This window comes from Photobacterium iliopiscarium (assembly GCF_003026395.1).
Classification (GTDB): Bacteria; Pseudomonadota; Gammaproteobacteria; order Enterobacterales; family Vibrionaceae; genus Photobacterium; species Photobacterium iliopiscarium.
The window spans coordinates 283,429-303,540 of record NZ_PYOO01000005.1; the positions used below are offsets into that span (position 1 = coordinate 283,429).

19 protein-coding genes are annotated in these 20,112 nt (G+C 38.3%); 9 read left to right on the forward strand and 10 right to left on the reverse strand.

The window, feature by feature from the left end; genetic code table 11:
• Nucleotides 1-7 precede the first annotated feature (7 nt).
• Genes tenA through thiE form a run of 3 tightly spaced genes read left to right on the forward strand, consistent with a single transcriptional unit; the run spans nt 8 to nt 2,185 of the window.
• Nucleotides 8-706, forward strand: a complete 699-nt coding sequence (tenA, locus tag C9J51_RS10675) for a thiaminase II (RefSeq protein ID WP_045040433.1) — start codon at nt 8-10, stop codon at nt 704-706.
• On the forward strand, nt 699-1,529 hold the full coding sequence (gene thiM / locus C9J51_RS10680) for a hydroxyethylthiazole kinase (protein ID WP_045040432.1): 831 nt from the start codon (nt 699-701) through the stop codon (nt 1,527-1,529). Before tenA ends, thiM begins: the two co-directional genes overlap by 8 nt.
• Entirely contained in the window at nt 1,529-2,185 is a 657-nt protein-coding gene (gene thiE / locus C9J51_RS10685) for a thiamine phosphate synthase (protein WP_045040431.1), read from the forward strand. The genes thiM and thiE overlap by 1 nt, the downstream gene beginning before the upstream one ends.
• A 144-nt stretch (nt 2,186-2,329) precedes the next feature.
• Here the strand turns inward: thiE and C9J51_RS10690 are convergent, their stop codons facing one another.
• Nucleotides 2,330-2,650 (reverse strand): YkgJ family cysteine cluster protein, encoded by a 321-nt coding sequence (locus C9J51_RS10690; protein ID WP_045038366.1) that lies wholly within the window; start codon nt 2,648-2,650, stop codon nt 2,330-2,332.
• 228 nt (nt 2,651-2,878) lie between these two features.
• On the opposite strand from C9J51_RS10690, the gene C9J51_RS10695 reads away from it, so the two are divergent.
• Both C9J51_RS10695 and C9J51_RS10700 read left to right on the forward strand, forming a co-directional pair.
• Nucleotides 2,879-3,526, forward strand: coding sequence for a MarC family protein (locus C9J51_RS10695; protein ID WP_045038365.1), 648 nt, complete (start codon nt 2,879-2,881; stop codon nt 3,524-3,526).
• A gap of 207 nt (nt 3,527-3,733) precedes the next feature.
• On the forward strand, nt 3,734-5,338 hold the full coding sequence (locus tag C9J51_RS10700; protein WP_082064253.1) for an ABC-F family ATPase: 1,605 nt from the start codon (nt 3,734-3,736) through the stop codon (nt 5,336-5,338).
• A gap of 113 nt (nt 5,339-5,451) precedes the next feature.
• On the opposite strand, the gene C9J51_RS10705 is transcribed toward C9J51_RS10700, so the two are convergent.
• Nucleotides 5,452-6,426 carry a Gfo/Idh/MocA family protein gene (locus tag C9J51_RS10705; protein WP_211306501.1) on the reverse strand — a complete coding sequence of 325 codons (975 nt, stop codon included), beginning with the start codon at nt 6,424-6,426 and terminating at the stop codon, nt 5,452-5,454.
• Between the two features lie 148 nt (nt 6,427-6,574).
• Between C9J51_RS10705 and C9J51_RS10710 the strand changes: the two genes are divergently transcribed.
• Entirely contained in the window at nt 6,575-7,075 is a 501-nt protein-coding gene (locus C9J51_RS10710; RefSeq protein ID WP_045040429.1) for a peptidylprolyl isomerase, read from the forward strand.
• A gap of 100 nt (nt 7,076-7,175) precedes the next feature.
• Here the strand turns inward: C9J51_RS10710 and C9J51_RS10715 are convergent, their stop codons facing one another.
• The 4 genes from C9J51_RS10715 to C9J51_RS10730 form a co-directional block, all read right to left on the reverse strand.
• Nucleotides 7,176-7,544, reverse strand: coding sequence for a DUF3703 domain-containing protein (locus C9J51_RS10715; protein WP_209428665.1), 369 nt, complete (start codon nt 7,542-7,544; stop codon nt 7,176-7,178).
• 48 nt (nt 7,545-7,592) lie between these two features.
• Nucleotides 7,593-7,919, reverse strand: coding sequence for a heavy metal-binding domain-containing protein (locus C9J51_RS10720; protein ID WP_045038360.1), 327 nt, complete (start codon nt 7,917-7,919; stop codon nt 7,593-7,595).
• 60 nt (nt 7,920-7,979) lie between these two features.
• On the reverse strand, nt 7,980-8,261 hold the full coding sequence (locus C9J51_RS10725; RefSeq protein WP_107249979.1) for a hypothetical protein: 282 nt from the start codon (nt 8,259-8,261) through the stop codon (nt 7,980-7,982).
• A gap of 137 nt (nt 8,262-8,398) precedes the next feature.
• A complete protein-coding gene (locus C9J51_RS10730) occupies nt 8,399-8,719 on the reverse strand; it encodes a hypothetical protein (RefSeq protein WP_045040426.1) in 321 nt (106 codons plus the stop codon).
• Nucleotides 8,720-9,026: 307 nt separating this feature from the next.
• Here C9J51_RS10730 and C9J51_RS10735 point away from each other — a divergent pair, with 307 nt between their 5' ends.
• Nucleotides 9,027-10,148 (forward strand): TDT family transporter, encoded by a 1,122-nt coding sequence (locus C9J51_RS10735; RefSeq protein ID WP_045038357.1) that lies wholly within the window; start codon nt 9,027-9,029, stop codon nt 10,146-10,148.
• A 71-nt stretch (nt 10,149-10,219) separates the two neighbouring features.
• Here the strand turns inward: C9J51_RS10735 and C9J51_RS10740 are convergent, their stop codons facing one another.
• The gene (locus tag C9J51_RS10740; RefSeq protein ID WP_082064251.1) at nt 10,220-11,125 is read right to left on the reverse strand and encodes a DMT family transporter; all 906 of its coding nucleotides are present in this window, start codon (nt 11,123-11,125) and stop codon (nt 10,220-10,222) included.
• Nucleotides 11,126-11,346: 221 nt separating this feature from the next.
• On the opposite strand from C9J51_RS10740, the gene C9J51_RS10745 reads away from it, so the two are divergent.
• Complete coding sequence (locus tag C9J51_RS10745) at nt 11,347-12,813, forward strand: C69 family dipeptidase (protein ID WP_107275033.1); 1,467 nt, start codon at nt 11,347-11,349, stop codon at nt 12,811-12,813.
• Nucleotides 12,814-12,984: 171 nt separating this feature from the next.
• The gene (locus C9J51_RS10750) at nt 12,985-14,118 is read left to right on the forward strand and encodes a ribosomal protein uL16 3-hydroxylase (RefSeq protein WP_045040425.1); all 1,134 of its coding nucleotides are present in this window, start codon (nt 12,985-12,987) and stop codon (nt 14,116-14,118) included.
• Nucleotides 14,119-14,194: 76 nt separating this feature from the next.
• Here C9J51_RS10750 and C9J51_RS10755 read toward each other — a convergent pair whose 3' ends face one another.
• The 3 genes from C9J51_RS10755 to tssM form a co-directional block, all read right to left on the reverse strand.
• Complete coding sequence (locus C9J51_RS10755) at nt 14,195-14,869, reverse strand: DUF3313 domain-containing protein (protein ID WP_045040455.1); 675 nt, start codon at nt 14,867-14,869, stop codon at nt 14,195-14,197.
• Nucleotides 14,870-15,076: 207 nt separating this feature from the next.
• Nucleotides 15,077-16,189, reverse strand: coding sequence for an NADH:flavin oxidoreductase (locus tag C9J51_RS10760; RefSeq protein ID WP_107275038.1), 1,113 nt, complete (start codon nt 16,187-16,189; stop codon nt 15,077-15,079).
• Nucleotides 16,190-16,561: 372 nt separating this feature from the next.
• Nucleotides 16,562-20,107 carry a type VI secretion system membrane subunit TssM gene (gene tssM / locus C9J51_RS10765; protein WP_045040423.1) on the reverse strand — a complete coding sequence of 1,182 codons (3,546 nt, stop codon included), beginning with the start codon at nt 20,105-20,107 and terminating at the stop codon, nt 16,562-16,564.
• Nucleotides 20,108-20,112 lie beyond the last annotated feature (5 nt).

Consider the following 20,112-nt stretch of genomic DNA (forward strand, 5'->3'; position numbering starts at 1 on the left):
AGATCACATGACATACCAAGATTTAATTGATGCTTGCCAACCACAATGGACTACCTATACCCAGCACCCATTTGTGATGCAACTTGGTCAAGGTACACTGCCCCACCATTGTTTTATGCATTATTTAAAGCAAGATTTTTTATTCTTAAAACAATATGCACGCGCTTATGCGTTAGCGATTTATAAAGCCCGCACCTTAGCCGATATGCGCCGAGCACTACCAAGTGTTGCCGCTTTATTGGATCATGAAATTGCTCACCATATTGATTACTGTGGTGCTTGGCATTTAACCGAACAAGATATGGAACAAGAGCCAGAAGATGTCGCAACAGTCGCTTACACCCGTTATGTATTAGATGCAGGTATGCAAGGGGATATCATTGATTTATATGTTGCCCTTGCGCCGTGTGCGATTGGCTATGCGGAAATTGGCAACTTACTGGTTAATGATACAAAAACCGTGTTTGACAATAATCCCTACCATAGTTGGATTGCGTTATATAGCGGTGAAGACTACCAACAAGGTGTTGCCACCGCGACAGTATATTTGAATAACTTACTCGCAGAAATTCCGCTACACAGTCAACGAGGTCAGCAACTGGTTCAAACCTTTAAAGTCGCAACAGAAATGGAAATCGCCTTCTGGCAACAAGGGCTCAACGCAGAAGCTATTAACAATAAATCAGGAGCTGTCGACAATGCATAATCCATCACAGCAAACGCCTACTTCAGCCTCTTTGACCGAAAGCATTATCGCGGCACTGGCGCTGGTCAGAGAACAAAAACCATTAGTGGTTAATATCACCAATTATGTAGTAATGAACAATACTGCTAACGCCTTATTAGCCATTGGCGCGTCACCTATTATGGCGCATTCACGTCAAGAAATGGCTGAGATGATGCACATTGCAGGATCATTAGTGATCAATATTGGCACCCTTGATAGCGAATGGATTAAACGGATGCTATTTGCCGTTGAACAAGCGAATGCCAATAACAAACCGATAGTGTTAGATCCTGTCGGCTGTGGCGCAAGTGTATTACGTACTCAAACTGCTCGCACTCTGGCAGCGAATGCCAATAATCTGATCATTCGTGGTAACGCATCTGAAATCATTGCCCTTGCAGGTGAAGCCAGCCAAACCAAAGGCGTTGATGCGCTTGATAGCAGTGATACCGCATTAGCCGCCGCACAAGCGTTAGTTGCGCAGTACCACGCCAATGTGGTTATCTCTGGTGAAGTTGATTATGTAGTGACAGCGTCACAGACCATCAGCCTTAGCAATGGTCACCACATGATGCCTTATGTCACTGGCATGGGCTGTTCATTAACCGCATTAACTGGAGCGTTTGCCGCTATTGGTGAAACTTCAGGGCTAGCAGCCACTGCAATCTATGCCATTGCAGGTGAAATTGCCGCAGAACAATCAGCAGGTCCTGCATCATTACAGCTCAATATTATTGATGGTTTATATCAAATCAGTGCCGAGCAAATTTGTCAGCGACTTAATATGGACGTGGTAGCGTAATGATAACCAGCAATCACAATCCTTATTTGTTGTATTTAGTCACTGATGATCAGCAAAACCTAACCACCCTTGAACACGTTGTCCGTGAAGCCGTTGCGGGTGGTGTGACAATGGTGCAAATTCGTGAAAAACACGGTGATGTGCGGGCATTTATTCAGCGCGCTCAAACCGTTAAAGCGATTCTGCAACAGGCTTATGCGGCAACAGGTCGTCATATCCCTTTAATCATTAATGATCGGGTTGATGTTGCTTTAGCGGTGGATGCTGATGGGGTACATTTAGGCCAAACAGATATGCCTGTGACACTGGCGCGGCAACTATTGGGAAAAGATAAACTGATTGGGCTGTCAATTGAAACTGAACAGCAACTGTTAGACTGTGCCAGCCAGCCGATTGATTACATTGGACTTAGTGCTATTTTTTCGACAACGACTAAAACCAATCTGATTACTCATTGGGGATTAGACGGTCTACAACGTGCAGCAGCGATCTGTCCATTTCCGATTGTGGCGATTGGTGGTATTAATCACACCAATTTAACTGAAGTGATGACAGCCGGAGCAGATGGAATTGCGATTGTTTCTGCGATAAGCCATGCCGACAATCCTTGCCAAGCGACAGCTGAGATACTGGCAGCAATAAGCTCAAGTAAATAAACGATAACAAATAGAACAGTGGTAAATAGAACAGTAACGCGATAATACAATCAACAATAATCAAGGTAGCTGAATATACCTTGGTTATTGTTTGGGGGATTATTAAAATATACTGACTGTGGTTAATCTTATTATAGTGAACTGTTAATCTTGTTGTGCTGAACGTGGCGGCATCGTGGCACGTTCAATACTGCACTCATACGAGCCCATTTCAAATTCACGACAAATCCACGGACGATTTTCATAAATCGTACACAACAAAGTATCGCGATCAACCGCTGCACACCAGCCATCATCAAGGCGTAGCATCACTTCACCACCCCACTCGTCAATATCAATGTATTCTTCAGGTACACCTGTATCTGTAATAATCATTACTTCCAAACGGCAACAACATGCTTGGCACGTACTGCAAGTCATGGTTGGATCGGGTTCGGTGCTTATATTGGTTATATCAATGGTCATATCTATCATCGCCATGTTTTCTTGCGCGCATAGTACCTCAAACCCACACTAAAGACACTGACATCATCGTCATCCCTCATTCCTTATCCTTCATTTATTAAACTCTTCACAATCTTCACACCAGTAATAATATTGATATTAATTTTGTATAGATATTTACGTTCATCACCTAAAAATCCATGCTATTGTAATAAAATCAATAACAAAAAATTAACCAAAAGGATGGTTATGCACGATATTACAACAATGACAATCACGGTATTTATGGGTTTCTTTGCTATGATGAACCCCATTGCCAATACCGCTGTTTTTGTCGGAATGACGGGTAATCAAACCCCAGAACAACGAAAAAAAACTGCCTACAAAGCCCTTACCGCCGCTTTTTTTATTATCGCTACCTTCTGTCTTTTAGGTAAAGGGATCTTTGAATTATTCAGTATTACGTTACCTGCACTACGATTATCAGGCGGTATTTTAGTCTTTTTAGTCGGTTATCATATGTTACAAGGTGATAGCTCAAAACTGCATTCAAATTCTAACGCTGATGATACAAGTGAAGAAAAAGACATTTCTATCTCACCACTCGCATTACCAATTCTTGCTGGCCCCGGCACTATTGCGACAGCGATGAACTATTCAGCATCAGGATCATTTCTACACACTATTATCACAATTGTTGCCTTTGCTACTTTATGTTTAATTACCCTTGTGTGCTTTCTTTATGGCCCTAAATTGGTTGATAAAGTCGGTGAAGCAGGCATTACCATTACCACGCGTTTAATGGGATTGATTTTAACGGTTATTGGTATGCAGATGTTAATCCAAGGCGTACATGACGCTTTCTTGTTGTTTGATACTGCCAACTTAGCGAAATAATCCACTTAAATTCATCCCCCTTCCTCTTGATAACAGCCTTAGTCTTTCTTTTTACAAGGCTGTTATCTACTTTGGTTACATTTTAGCCTCGACATTTACAAACAAACCTCTGTATAATGCGCCCCCTTTACATCTATCTCTGTTTTCGTGCATCTTCTTTTGGCTTACTGTCAAAAAATCATCGAATAAAACTGCTAGGAATACCTCTTGATATCTACCGCAAACATTACAATGCAATTTGGTGCTGAGCCATTATTTGAAAACATTTCAGCTAAATTTGGTAACGGTAACCGCTATGGTCTTATCGGTGCCAATGGTTGCGGCAAATCAACCTTCATGAAAATTCTTAGCGGTGCGCTAACGCCAAGCTCTGGCAATGTGTCTATCTCTTCAGGGAAACGTTTAGGTACCCTAAGTCAAGACCAGTTTGCCTTTGAGCAATACACGGTTGTTGATGCAGTAATCATGGGCGATGCTGCATTATGGAAAATAAAACAAGAACGTGACCGTATTTATGCTCTGCCAGAAATGACAGAAGAAGATGGCATGGCGGTGGCTGAGCTTGAAAGTGAATTCGCAGAAATGGATGGCTACAGCGCTGAAAGTCGTGCTGGACAGTTATTGCTTGATGCTGGTATCGACGAAGAACTTCACTACGGTTTAATGTCACAAGTAGCGCCAGGTTGGAAATTACGTGTGTTACTAGCACAAGCATTGTTCTCTAACCCTGATATTTTGCTACTTGATGAACCAACAAACAACTTGGACATCCACACAATCAACTGGCTTGCTGGCGAGTTGAACCTGCGTAAATGTACCATGATCATTATTTCACACGACCGTCACTTCTTGAACTCTGTATGTACTCACATGGCAGATATCGACTACGGCGAATTACGTATTTACCCTGGTAACTACGAAAAATTCATTGAAGCATCATCGCTGATTCAAGAACAATTATTATCAGAAAACGCGAAGAAAAGTGCTGAAATTAATGAACTACAAGATTTCGTAAACCGTTTTGGTGCGAATGCTTCAAAAGCAAAACAAGCAAGTTCTCGTGCTAAAAAAATGGACAAAATCAAGCTTGATGAAGTGAAATCGTCAAGCCGTTTAACGCCATCATTACAGTTTAAACCGGGTAAAGCCCTTTACCGTCAAGCATTGATTCTAGAAGAGCTGAGCCATGGCTTTGATGGCGAAACCTTATTTGAAGGTGGCGATTTAATCTTAAACGCTGGTGAAAAATTAGCGATCATTGGTGAAAATGGTGTGGGTAAAACAACCATGCTGCGTTGTTTAGTGGAAGAACTAAAACACAACCACGGCGTGATCAAATGGTCTGAAAATGCTTCAGTTGGTTACTGCCCTCAAGATAGCTCTGCTGACTTTAATAATGATTTAGGCATCTTTGATTGGATTTCACAGTGGCGTACTAAAGATCATGATGATCTAGCCGTACGTAGTATCTTAGGCCGTTTATTGTTTACTGCTGATGATATCAACAAGAAAGTGAAGAACTGTTCTGGTGGTGAGAAAAACCGTTTATTATTTGGCAAATTAATGATGCTAAATATCAACGTATTAGTAATGGATGAACCTACTAACCATATGGATATGGAAGCGATTGAAGCGCTAAATAGTGCATTAAAAGTGTATGAAGGCACGTTAATCTTTGTTAGCCATGACCGTGAATTCGTATCATCACTAGCAACACGCATTATTGATATTCGTGAAAAACAAGTAGTTAACTTCCACGGCACATTTGACGAATACATGTCAAACCTTGCCCTTGAAGGCAAAATCGTTTAATACATAATACCAGTAGCAAGTTATAACATTCCTTATAACTTGCTACTTCCAACCACCCATCTTATTTTTATCTGTATATTCACACAAAGTGACAACGTCACGATTAATCTGTGTTAGCTTGCTATTATTTGTGACATTACCCACCCAGTATGAGCCGCCGTCACGCCTGTCGATGGATGTTGCTTTCCTTCTAAAAGTTGTTTACGCATATTATCAATATGATACAACTGAATATTAGTTGGATTTTCAATCATAATTTGCTGCTGTTTATCTTCGGTGATCACTTCTATTGGGGATTCATCAAACACTGAGAATCGTATTTCCCCTCGGCTGCCATATATCACCACTTTATCTTGACGTGAATGACCACCAAAATTCCAACTACCACTGCCTGTAGCACCATTTGTGTGTAACCAACATGCACTCACTGCATCTAAGGCGGTGTATAAATGTTGTTGATTAATACCTACCCCTTTAGCCATTGAAAAATCACCCAATAAATACGCAAATAAATCTAAGCCATGGCTAGCTAAGTCATCAAAATAACCACCAGCGGCAATCATTTTATCTGTCCGCCAATTATATTGTTGTGACAAATCCATGGGGTTAGCTGGCTTATTTAAATGCCAATTAATATGACGTACTTCTCCAATTTCACCGTCATCGAGCAACTGTTTTATATGATTAAAACGCGGTAAAGAACGACGATAATAAGCAACAAATAATGGTAACTGTGCCCTTTCAAAGGCATCAACAATGCTTTGACAATCAGCATAACTCGGGGCTAATGGTTTTTCTACACAACAAATCTTTCCAGCTTGCGCAACCTTTAATGCCAACGCTTTATGGCTATCAGGCGGCGTCGCAATATAAATTGCATCAATTGTAGGATCGTTAATTAACGCATCCGCATCTACATGAACCGTATCGATATTATGTCGATCTGCATAATCTTGAGCTAAAGCTTGATCACGACGAGTAACCGCCGCTAAGGTGAAATTTTCAACTTTTTGGTAAGCTGGGCCACTTTTTACTTCAGTTACTGCGCCACAGCCAATCATGCCCCAACGGATCATGTTTGTGTTCATTATCTGAGTCCTTTTCATTTTATTGGTATTATTTATTCGTTAAAAATAGCGCATTCCAACAATAACCCGCGCAGATAATCTGCGTTAGCTATAGTTTATGATATAAATTACGTATACTGCGAGCAACCACCTTAACTAGATAATTATCATGACAAACATTACTTTGATCACCAATGTCGGCAATATCGACATCAGCCTTAATAAACAAAAAGCCCCAGTTACTGTACGTAATTTTATTCAATATTGTCGTGACGGCTTTTATAACGATACCATTTTTCATCGTGTTATTAATGAGTTCATGATTCAAGGTGGTGGTCATACTGAAGATTTACTAGAAAAGCCAACGCGCGATCCAATTGTAAATGAAGCAAATCGTGGTCTTAAAAATACTATTGGTACAATTGCAATGGCACGTACCGATGCGCCACACTCTGCGACCGCACAATTTTTTATTAACCTCGCTGATAACGATTGTCTTGATTATACAGCGACAACAAACAGTGGCTGGGGATATACCGTTTTTGGCGATGTAACCGCTGGAATGGATATTGTTAATCATATTGCACAGGTAAAAACTGCAACAATACAAGGGCATGAAGATGTTCCATGTGAAGCTATCGTTATCAATCAGGTGATCATTAACGAATAATGAATCACTTTTTATCTAATTAACTAATGATATTGATAGATAAAGAAATAAGAGGGAGCGTATGAATAATTATCGCCGCTCCTACTATTACTGTCATTAATTAGCGCGATAACGCTTTTATTTTCAAAATAATCTCAGCATGCTCTGCTGATATTGGCATCACTTTTAACGAATGCACATTGCTGCCACCCGTATTACCTATTGGTACGCCATCAATAGCGGTTAAACATGCGGCACCAACAATACGTACAAGCTGTCCAATAATTTCTTTTATATCACGCTGTCTTAATGCCCAACGTAACATTAAATAATGCACCTTAACATGCCAATACGTTGACTCTTGACCTAAGACATGTGCATTTTCTAAATGTCTAAATTCAGCAGCAGAATCGCCTTTCTTTTGAGCCCGATATGAACGGGTCATTTCTGTTTTAATATAGGGGGCTATATTATGGCTAAAATTACTCATTATCCCTCCGAGTCATTATTCATCCTTAAATAATTAGCCTTTAGTGATCTATGCTTGTGGCTGTTGCAATGTTACTGCTGTACCAAATACTAATAGTTCACATGAACCGTCCATAATTGCACTGGTAGTAAAGCGAATACCGACAACAGCATCAGCACCTAACGTTGTCGCATCAGCCTCTAATCGAGCCATCGCTTGACTACGGGCTTCATTAAACATTTCGGTATATCCTTTCAGTTCTCCGCCGACAATACCTTTTAAACTTGCCATAATGTCACGGCCGATATGCTTTGATTGCACAATATTACCCGTAACTACACCAAGTATAGCGATAATCTCACGTCCAGGAACAGTTTCTGTTGTTGAAAAAATCATTTAATGAAACGCCTCTTAAATTGATGGTCTGAATATCAATAACTTCTTATTAGTATCGTATTATTTTTTATTAAAAACACTTTTATAGCCATTAATAATAGCGTTAATCAATGCTGTAATAAAATTAGCGTTATTGTATTCTTCCATTACATAGATAAAGTTTGACTTAAAATGCTCAACAGCTTTTTCATCCGTTTCAGCCAAAATTACATCATCTTCAACCTTAAACCCCGCTGCCAATAATTGTTTTTTCTGCTCTATAAATTGCTCATCTGCCATATCCAAATAGGTGAACTTCTCACGATTTGAATTGGGTAAACAAAAAAATTGATATTTAGCCATTACACATATCTGCTACTATCATTATTTATTCATTAATAGCATATATTCATCACTACAGAGTCATTCTTGTATTCAATATTTTGATTTGGTTCACAAAAAACAACAACATTATAAATTTCACAACTAAATTGATAATTTTACAAATCACTACAACTGCATGTTACTGCTGGAAAATACGTCATTTTATTCTCACGGAATAACATCATTGCAGTATTTATTATGGCTAAGATATCATTCTCATTTTTAGTTAATGACTGCTCATAAACCCAACCACCACAACCATAACCCACAAGTGGCAAGCTTTTACTGTCTATCGATTGATCTTCAGCGATCTCTATAACAATAGTGGTCGAGGTTGATGATAAGCACCATGAATAACCTTGTACTTTCCCATAACCTGTTACTTTTGAATCAATGTTAATCTCACCACAATAGTGTTCATTATTTAATTTAATCATTGTTTAAACCTTAATATTACCAAAAACTAATTTTACAACAGTGATTCGTATAAATCATATTAAAATACAATAACATATAATACATCCTCCCATAGTCATGCAAAAATAATAACTAAAAATTCAGGTTAAATAATTATTAACCTATTATTAATAATATTCAATTTTACAAAATCAAAAATGACGTTATAGTTAGTACATTATTTATAAGCACACAATATAAAAACTAAAGATATAAGATTATATCTCCTATTAAAAAGAGAAATATTGCACGCTATTTGTAAAAACTCTCTCATTGAAAAGTATATTTATGTCAACAAATAAACAACAAATCGAATTACAAAAAGAAATGGGTCCCAACTGGTTTGCATCCGTCATGGGTACAGGTATTATCGCTAATGCTGCTGTTGGATTACCTTTTATAGGCAAAGACTTAATTGGATTTGCAACGGTTGTTTGGTTAATTGCATTTGCGATGCTGATCGTTATGACCATTATCAAAAGCTATCAAACAATCACCAAGCCCCATATTATTAAACGTCAATTTAACGATCCAGTGATGTCTCAATTCTTTGGCGCACCACCAATGGCATTCTTAACCGTTGCTGGTGGCACACTATTATTAGGTCCTCATGTTCTTGGCCAAAGTCTTGCCCTTAATATTGCGTGGCCACTATTTTGGATTGGTACAATCAGCGGTATTATTACTGCTATTATTATTCCATACCGTTTGTTTACTCATAATGAAGTACATGACGATGCCGCCTTTGGTGGTTGGTTAATGCCTGTTGTTCCACCCATGGTATCAGCCACTATCGGTTCAATGTTCTTATCACATATGGCCCATTCTGCAGCACAACAAACCTTACTCTATGGCATGTATGCGTGTTTTGGTATGAGTTTAATGGCATCAGTCATTATTATTACATTGATCTGGAGTCGTTTAGCACATTCAGGTACATCAGGCAGTGCACGTGTGCCAACGTTATGGATTGTATTAGGTCCGCTAGGTCAATCAATTACTGCGGCGGGTTGTTTAGGTACAGCGGCGATGTTTACTGTCAATGAACCTATTGCGAGTGCAATGAATGTGATGTCGATTTTATATGGTGTGCCGATTTGGGGCTTTGCTATGTTGTGGTTCTGTGTCGCAGCATTATTAACCCTACGTGCTATGCGTCGTAAAATGCCGTTTGCATTAACATGGTGGGCATTTACCTTCCCCGTGGGTACATGTGTAACAGGCACAACACAATTAGCACTTCATACTGGTTTACCCGCTTTTCAATGGGCTTCTATTATCCTCTTTGCATTCTTGATCTTAGCGTGGGTTACAGCAGCATTAGGCACATTTAAAGGCTTTAAACACGGTAAGATTTTTAATAATCCGACCTCTGTTGTTCATATAAAATCAAAAAAAGGTAATAACTAATAAAAATAAACCCTGTGATATTTAATCAATAAGCATTAAACATCACAGGGTTTTTAAGTGATCAGTTAAAATTAAACTATTGCCGCTTTTGCTTTATTAGCGCGTAAACTACCAATAACATTCACTAATGCGCCGAGTACTATCATCGCCCCACCCGCTAATGTCCATGTCGATGGCACTTCACTAAAGACCAACCAACCTAAAACAATCGAAAACACGACTTGAATATAAGAATATGCGGTTGCCTTGCTTGCCACTTCTACTTTCATTGCTTTGGTTAAACCCACTTGACCAAACTGAGTAAAAATACCCACAAAGAGTAGTAAGAACAGCGCTTCTGTGGTTGGCATAACAAAATCATCACCCAGTAATAACACTGATAACGGCAACGCAATCAATGGGAAATAAAGAATAATTACCGAACTATCCTCGGTGTTACTCAACTGCTTAACAATAATATAAGACACACCACTACCAAATGCGCCTAACAATGCAATACCTATACTAAATAGCGGTAATTGTTGAACATGATCTAGCGTTAGTCCTGGCCCCACCATCAATAACAAACCAATAATTGAACAAAAAATACAAATAATGGTACTGATATGGATTTTTTCTTTTAGGAAAAGAATCGCTAATACTGCTGTAAAAACGGGGTTGAGATACTGTAAAATGGTCGCTTCAGCTAAAGGTAAAGTTGAAACCGCATAATAAACACAAATTAATGACAGTGAACCTGTAACGCCACGAGTTAATAATAACTTACGGTTATTGCCCCAGATATCAATCCGTTTACGTTTGACGTCAGCATAGCTAATAAGCAGAGATACCAACGCACGCGCTGCTACAATTTCAAACACGGGAATACCATAAGTGTGGACTAATTTCACACAACTCGACATCAATGCGAAGGCAAACGCTGACATCAGCATATATCTGACGCCAACAGGTATTTTATTCAAAGAAAAATTGGGCATAGGAAGCGGTTCGTTAACATAAAAAACCATTTTATGAAAAAAAACATCAACCTCGCAAGTGTTATATCACTCTTAGCTTTTTATGATTTGAATTATTATATTAGTGTTTACGGCTGAAAAATGAACTGAAAATTAACAAGATGAGATTGTCATTACTGATATGGTTATTTATTACAGCAAGAATAGAATAAATGTTCATTTTATAAACCTAATTAACGACCATGAAAAAACTACCTTTATTAGCGTGTGCAATTGCCAGTTTACTTGGCACTCAAGCGGCAAGTGCCTGTACAACTCTTCTTGTTGGTGATCAAGCCTCAACCAATGGTGCCTATTACATGGCACGTAATGAAGACTATAAAGCGGTATGGGCTAAACACTTTGTTCTTCATCCTCATGCTGTTAATGAAAAAGGGCAATTCCATTCCAATACTGATGGCTTTACCTATCCATTCCCTAAAGTGTCATTGGCTTATACATCAATGCAGGATTGGGATACTCATGATAAAACCATGGGTGAAGTGGGCTTAAATTCTGCGGGCGTGGGTATTACCTCAACCGAAAGCCTGACTAACCGAAAAGCCGCATTGACCGCCGATCCTTATAATACTAAAAATGGTATTAATGAAGATTCAATCGAAAATGTGATTTTACCTCGTATTCACAGTGCCAAAGAAGGTGTTGAATTACTAGGTAAAATCATTGAAGAGCGTGGCGCATCACAAGGCTTTGGGGTTGGATTTATTGATAAAACCGGAATTTGGTATTTAGAAACAGGCAGCGGTCATCAATGGATGGCACGTAAAATACCTAAAGATGCTTATTTCATTTCAGGCAACCAATCACGTTTAAAACAATATCTACCGAATAACAGTGATTATCTCGCCTCTCCAACATTAGTTTCTTTTGCTGAACAACATGGTTTATATGTTACCAAGGCTAATCAACCTTTTGATTTCCATGATGCTTATGCCACTACTGGCGGCCAAGAAAACATCACTTATAACTACCCTCGCGTATGGATTGCACAACATATTCTAAACCCAAGCCTTAAAACACAAATTGATCGCGACCAACCAAACTACCCTGTCTTCTTAACACCTACACATAAAATCTCACTCCAAAAAGTAGAAGAAATTATGCGTAACCATTATCAAGGCACAGCGATGGACCCATATGCAAATGCAGATCCACTCGGTCACTATCGTCCAATTTCAGTATTCCGTTGCGCTGAATCACATATCATTGAAGTACGTCCAAACCTACCGATTGCAATCGGCGAAACTGAATACATTAACCTAGGTATGACGGCGCTTGGAGTTTACATTCCTTTCTATCAAGGAACAACTGAGATCCCCTATGGCTACGATATCGGTACTGATGTCGCAAGTAATGGTTCTATCTTCTGGGACATGCGTAAACTACAAACGTTAGGCATGGCAAATTGGAAACAAAATGAACCGATTATTCGTGCTGCCTACGATAAATACGAAGCTGATACCGCGATTGCTCAGAAAAAAATGGAACAGAAATACTTAACTATTTATAAACAGCACCCACAACAAGCAACCGCTTTAATTAATAAATTTGAAAAAACCGCTACGGATAATGCACTAAAAGTCACCAACGAAATATTTACCACGCTTACCCAAAAAGCAGATATGGCATCACACTTCGCTGGCGCGTAAGCAAACATTAACCGACTGCAATACAAAGCTAATTATTCAAAGCGCCGCTATTGGCGCTTTTTTATAGATTATCATTTCTTATATCGACATATTCATTCCCAAAAACAAATACTATCTCTAAAAACGGATTACGTTATAATCGCCATCCAGCTCAACAAAAAATAGAATAATATGTATCAATTGACGTTTTCATTTGAAGAATTTCTTGCCGAGTTTTGGCAAAAGAAACCCACCATTATCAAAGGCGGTTTTAAAAACTTTGTCGATCCCATTTCAGCGGATGAACTCGCTGGACTCGCAATGGAAGAGGACGTTGATTCGCGTTATATCGCTAAATTAGCTGACACTTGGGATGTGCGTCATGGGCCACTGACTTTTGATGATACCCCTAAAGATAATTGGTCATTCATTGTTCAAGCGGCAAACCATTGGCATGAAGGTGCAGCGCAACTGATCACCCCATTTCGTCAATTACCCGGTTGGTTACTGGACGATCTAATGATCAGCTACTCAACCCCAGGCGGCGGTGTTGGTCCTCATATCGATCAATATGATGTATTCATTACTCAAGGTTCAGGTAAACGTCATTGGCGCGTAGGCCCTAAAAAAGATGACTACGAAGAAGAATGTCGTCATCCTGCATTACGTCAAATAAAAGGCTTTGATCCTATTATTGACGATATTTTAGAACCCGGTGATATTTTATATATTCCACCAGGTTTCCCACATGATGGTTACGCCATTGAAACATCAATGAGTTTTTCAGTGGGTTTCCGCTCACCTAAGAAACAAGAATTATTAAGCAGCTTTGCCGACTTTGTGATTGCGAATGATATTGGTGATGTGCACTATCATAATCCAGCGTTACCAGCTCGTGCTAACAACGGTGCTATTTTGGCAGAAGAAGCCAAAGATCTTGAAAACATGATGCGCAGTTTGCTTGATGACCCTCAACGATTAAAACAGTGGTTAGGCGAACATCTAACGCAAAATCGTCATGAACTTGATGTAATGGCATCTGAGCCGCCATGGCAAAATAATGAAACCTATCAGTTCTTAGAAGACGGTGAAGCATTTAAACGTATTGGTGGTTTACGTGCGTTTTATCATCCCGATCAAGCTCACCTTGTCTATATTAATGGTGAGCAATATCAATTACCGCCAGAGTGTGCTGATGCCGCTAAATTATTGTGTGATGAAGAACAAATCACTCACGCACAATTAGGCGAACAACTTGATAATCCAGCATTTCTAGCCATGTTAACCCAGTTAATTAATATTGGTTATTGGTATCCTGTTGAATAACTAAATCAAAAAAAGCGGCTATTAATGAATATTTAACAGCCGCTCTTTTGTTGGTATTGATATTGTTATTAAACGATTACTGTTTATATTGCGCAAGAGTAATAGATAGTCGCTTTACCCACCAATTGATTGCATCTTTTATATCATCAGAAGAATCAATCATCGTACTAAAATCTTTATTACCCGTTTTACGATCAATAGCCGCCATAATAGGCTCACCTGTTGTCGCATCACTGATCAATATTTCCATTGACGCTGAACCAACATTGGTATGCTCGCCTGTAAGCACTTTTGAAATGGTTGAGATCCCCAACCCTACAGGTAATACGCTACTTGTGATCGCTAAAATAGGGTTCGGTGTTTGCACATTAGTAATCGCAATCGTAACTCGTAATGTCTTTGGCTGTGGCTTTTCAACAACGGTTAACTTTGTATTAAGTGATTTTAACTGATTGATAAAATAATCTTTTATCATAATAATTTCAGCTTCTGATAAGTGATCACTCTTTTCTTTATCAAGCATGATATGTACTTGATCATAAATAATATTATCGTATTTTGCTATTTTACGTTGTAATGAGCGCTGATTAAATATACCCCGTTGCGCCCACACTAAATCAACACCATCCTTTGGACCTGGATGAAAGTCTTCATATGTTTCAAATGTCTTAGGTTTTACTATTTGGTGATTATTAGCACAACCTACCGTAGTGATAATGACTAATATCAATAACCAGATCTTTTGTTGCATTACTTTCACCCTTTCATCCATTGAACGATAAATACATTATCCATAGTCGACTGTTAGTTATATGTTAACAAAATAACAATATGCCATACTATAAATTAATACTCACCACGATGCAAAGGTAATCATGTTGATATGTATTGCTCTAAAAGTAAAAAAGAGCCAACACAAAGGTTAGCTCTTTTTTAGGAAACAAATTAATAACGTCAATTATAAGCGGGCTAATTCTGCTTTACGGGTTTTATTTACTACACAGAAATTACCACGACGGGTACGGCACTTTGAACAACGCTCACATTCAACGTCAGCCTTATAACCCTCTAACCAACGTTTAATTAACTTAGGTTCAGATAACAATGGACGTGATAATGCGAAAAATTCAATACCAGTATTGTTTGCCATCGCTTCAATAGCATCAAATTCACTCAAACCACCAACAGTAATCACTGGCACATCAACATCTTGGCTGATTATGTCGCCGTATTGATGGAAGTAGCCTTCAGCTTCAATAGTATAACCATCGTAAGACTCGCCCACCATGGTGTCAGCCTTACCATGCACGTTACCTGAGATGATAATCGCATCCACACCAACCGCTGCTAGTTTTTTACAAATAAGACGCGTATCAGCAAATGTTAATCCACCCTCAAAGAATTCAGAGGCGGTTAATTTAACTAAAATAGGGAAATCATCACCGACTAAGGTTCTAATTTTAGCGTAAATTTCTAATAGAAAACGCATACGGTTATCAAGGCTACCACCATACTGATCATCACGTTGATTATAATATGGACTTAGAAACTGGTTAATTAGATAGGTATGTGCTGCATGAATTTCAACACCATCAAAACCCGCATCTTGAGCACGTTTAGTCGCTAATGCAAAAGCTTCAACAATATAATCAATGTCAGCTTGAGTCATAGCCTGACCTAATGTTTGAGTGCCTTTCTCGCACACCGCACTAGGTGCAAAGATCACCCGCTCGCCAAGGTTGTAAGTGGTTTTAGTGCCACCATAAGCCAGTTGCATCACGATTTTGGAATCGTATTGATGAACAAGATCAGTCAGTTTTTGATATTCTTCGATAAACGAGTCGTTATACATCCCCATCATGCCAGCATTGGGTTTTTCTTCTTCGACAATATTTGCATAACCCGTTACGATCAGCCCCACTTCCCCTTGTGCAAGCTCTTCATAAATAGCATAAAGCTTATCGGTCATATGGCCATCTTCTGTTGCCATATTTTCCCATGTTGCACTACGAACAAAGCGGTTTTTTAATGCCATGTTGCCAATACGGGCTTCTGTAAATAAAGTACTCAAATCACGTCCTCTTAAATATCATGTCGTCTTATTTTCACCAACGCCATAAAAACAAAAAGAACAGCATTATTGAGCTGTTCTTTTTTATGTGTTGTTATCATAAACGCTAAGCTAATATGAATAATACCGTGACTACATCTGAAAATCTTTAATCTGGATTAAGATAATGTCGGTTATATCGACGGGGCTCTTCAGCCATCCTGACAATTAATATGCTACTACACTCAAATATACCTGTTGATTATGATGTTAAAGTTAAACTAAAAATTATCGTAATATTTTACCTAAGCATATATAGAGAAAAAGCTGCACAAGGCAGCTTCTTCTATCATTAATAAATCAGTAACTTTAATATCTAAAAGAGATACTTAATTAATAAAGTGTCTTACTCAATTTAAAGTTCTTAAATAATGATGATGTGAATGGATTAGCGTCCTCTTCCGTATTTAGACGGTAAACAACATTGCCACCGTTGATCGAAAATCTATAATCAACACTTGTTTCACTCGCACTTACAACCTGCCCTCGCTCAAGAAGACGGAAAAATGCCCATGGCCCTTGAATGGTAATAGCACGCGGTGATAAATTCGCCAATATTGGTACTAATGATAATTTTGATATTGAGGTATCTCGGAGTGTATTAGGCCAAATGAGTTCTACTGGATGACGAGGACCATGACTATATTCAATATATTGGCCGTCAACATTGATCACACTTCGGCGTTGGTTAGCACTTAAATTAATGGGCTCAAGTGTAAACTCAACATCTAATATGCCTTTACGATTAAAAAATGCTTGTTGGATCTTTTTAGCATTAGCAAATTGCTTAAGCACATCACTGCGTAATAATGACGGTTCGTTATTATTGCTCATATCCATTGAAATATTATCATCAATAAATAGTTTCAAGTCATTATTATAAAAGTTATCCATAGTGCCATTAGGCGCAAAGAAGGTTTCAAAATCCTTCAGCGATACATCTTTCGAGGTATGATTATTAAATGGATAGCGAGAAGCCAATTTTTCTTGATATTCTTTATAAACATCACGTTGCCAACGTACTTCGACATACTTAATCGCCTCTTGTTTAATCACATACCAACTTTCTTCAGCGATTTCTTTAACCAAACTATCAAGTGGTTTAGGTAAATTAGTTGCCATTTGCTGCAACGTATAAATAGGATCGTTTTCTTTTAATCCTAATCTATCTTTCGTTGCTTCTAAAGCTGCTTTTCCCTTGTCTGGCGCATCTTGAATCGCTTTCATATAATAGTATAGCTGCCGCACTGAAGTCATCACTTCTTGTATATATGCGGGCTGTTTGCTATTACTGTCTAAAATTGAATCAATATCAGTAAACGGTGTTGCAATCATTGACGCCACGTTATATTGCGATGATGTCATCAACGCCAAGCGTGCTTTATCATTTTTGGGTAACATTGGAAATAGCTGGGTATTTATATCAACAGTTTTAATAAAACGCACTATTGGCTGTTTATGTCCAACTATATTACTCAAAACAGCTACGGCTTCATTAATGTCTGAAAAATATTTAATCTCAATATTATTTAATGCTAACTGCCATGTATTTACATAATCATCAACATACAAATTACGAATTTTCTGACGTAACACTTGTTTATCTTCTGCGCTAAACGTTGCGACTGTTGATTCACCTAATACCCAACTATCAACAAGCGCGACATCTGACAATGACTCTATTTTGGGTAAAAAATAACTATTAAAGCCTTTTTTAGTTAATATTTGCGGAATATTCAGAGCATTATCTTGCACTCGCTGACCAAATACCACTTCAAATACAGGACCAACCGCTTTTTTAATATTAAGAGGAGCTCCTAATGTGTGTTCTGCCGTACGTTTTAAACTGTTATAAACACGCTCAGCTAAACCTATTGAACTAAGATCCCGTTGAGTGCTTTCAATTAAATTATCGTACGGTCTCATCACCGAAATCGCATTTGTATTACCTGTATTACGAAGATCTTGTAAATCAGTATATGCTAACGAATAATCCAAGTGTGCAAGTAATTGTTCTTGAGTTTGAGCATCATTAGGAAAGTTTTTCTGCCAAACTTGTGCGAAGTACGTCCTTACAACATTATCTTGTCGTCCACTTCGATCTGTCAACATTCTAAAGACACGTAATGCGGATAACTCTTGCTGCTCTGAATTCGCACTCTTAATATCCACCGCTAACTGTTTCATTAATGCTGGTAAAAATCGAAATTGCAGTAAGCCTAAATAGGTTTCTTCAACTTTAGGTCCAATTTTATGTCCTTGATAAAGCCCGATATCAGAAACATACTTAGGCTTATCTTGAAACACGCCAAACTCTAATGTTGCTTGACGAATTGAATTTAATGGTGCTAATAACTCTTGTTCTGAACGCATCAATTTAACGTTTGAATATTCATTTTTAAATTGACTGACTTGATTAAGCACTGCATTTTCATGAGCAATATTTTGGGTATAATAACGCTGCCACCCCCCTATTAATAATACAGATGCAATGCTACATGCTAATACCGACATCCATAGCACTTTTGCTTTATGTCGAATAACTCGCAGGCTGTCAGATGCAATCCCCGCTTCTGGATAAATAATCTCATTAAAAAGTTTTTTTACAAAAAAAGTAGTTGAGTTTTTAGAGTGTTGCGCACTATTAATTGTATTTGATAAACCGTAACGACGAGATGCGGCATCAACAAATGCATCCGTTGGTACTCCTTGCTGATAGACAGACATAAAGTAAATACCACGAATTAACGCCGGTGTTGAAAATTGATCACTTGCAAAAGCATCTTCTAGTAACTGCTTTAAGACATCATGCAACCCTGCAACTTGGCGAGAAAAGCTATAAATAGCCGTACGATCTTCAGCACCAACAGCATGGCGCAATGCCAAAGGTAAAGAATCATTAATACGTTCAATAAATTGAATATAATCTTGGTCAAATTCAGCTAACCAATGATCAAAATCTTTTACAGTATTCAGTGAAAAAGTAAATCCCATTACCTCTTCACGTTGACTTTGAGTATAACTACGGAAATAAGGTTCAAAACCATGCAACAGATCTAATTTAGTCAATGCAATATATACGGGCATTCGTGTTGATAATATTTCCATCAACTCACGTAATCGAGCACGTAATAAATTAGCGTATGCACGACGCTCAGCAACAGTTGAACTCGCAAGATGCTCAATATCAAGAGCAATAACAACGCCATTTAATGGTCGTTGTGACCGCGTTTTATCTAGCCAATTAACGAAGTTAAGCCATAAACGTCGTTCCATTTCTCCATCATTATTCTCTTCATTCTGTCGTTGCGTCAATAATTCACCATCAGGATCAATCAATACCGCATCATCACCAATCCACCAATCAAAAGAATACGGATTTTCACTTTTCTTCCCTGATGCTCGCATCATACTAGAAAAAACAAAATTCTGACTTGAACGGTTAATTAAGCTAGTTTTACCTGCATTTTCTAATCCTAATACCAAATACCAAGGCAAACTATAAAGATAATTGCGTTTATTTAAATTTTGTTTTAGCTCTCCCATTACTTGGTTTAGCTCAACCTGTTGACGAGCTTCTAAACGTTTAATAGGATCTTCAACTAATCTCTCTTCACGCGCTTTATCTTTATTGATTCGTTGTAAGTTACGCCATTGCATAAACCCCCATATTGTAAAACAACACAACGAAAAAATAATGCTCAAGACAACACGAGATGTGACTGTCGTTAAAGGTTGCTGACCTTCAATGTCTAACCAAGGTCCCGCCCACCAGATAGCAACATTTATTAGAATAAATGTTGCTAACATAATCACAGGTAATGATGTTTTAAAACTTGAAGCAAGCCTGAAGCCGATTGATCTTATTAAATTCCACATTTTAT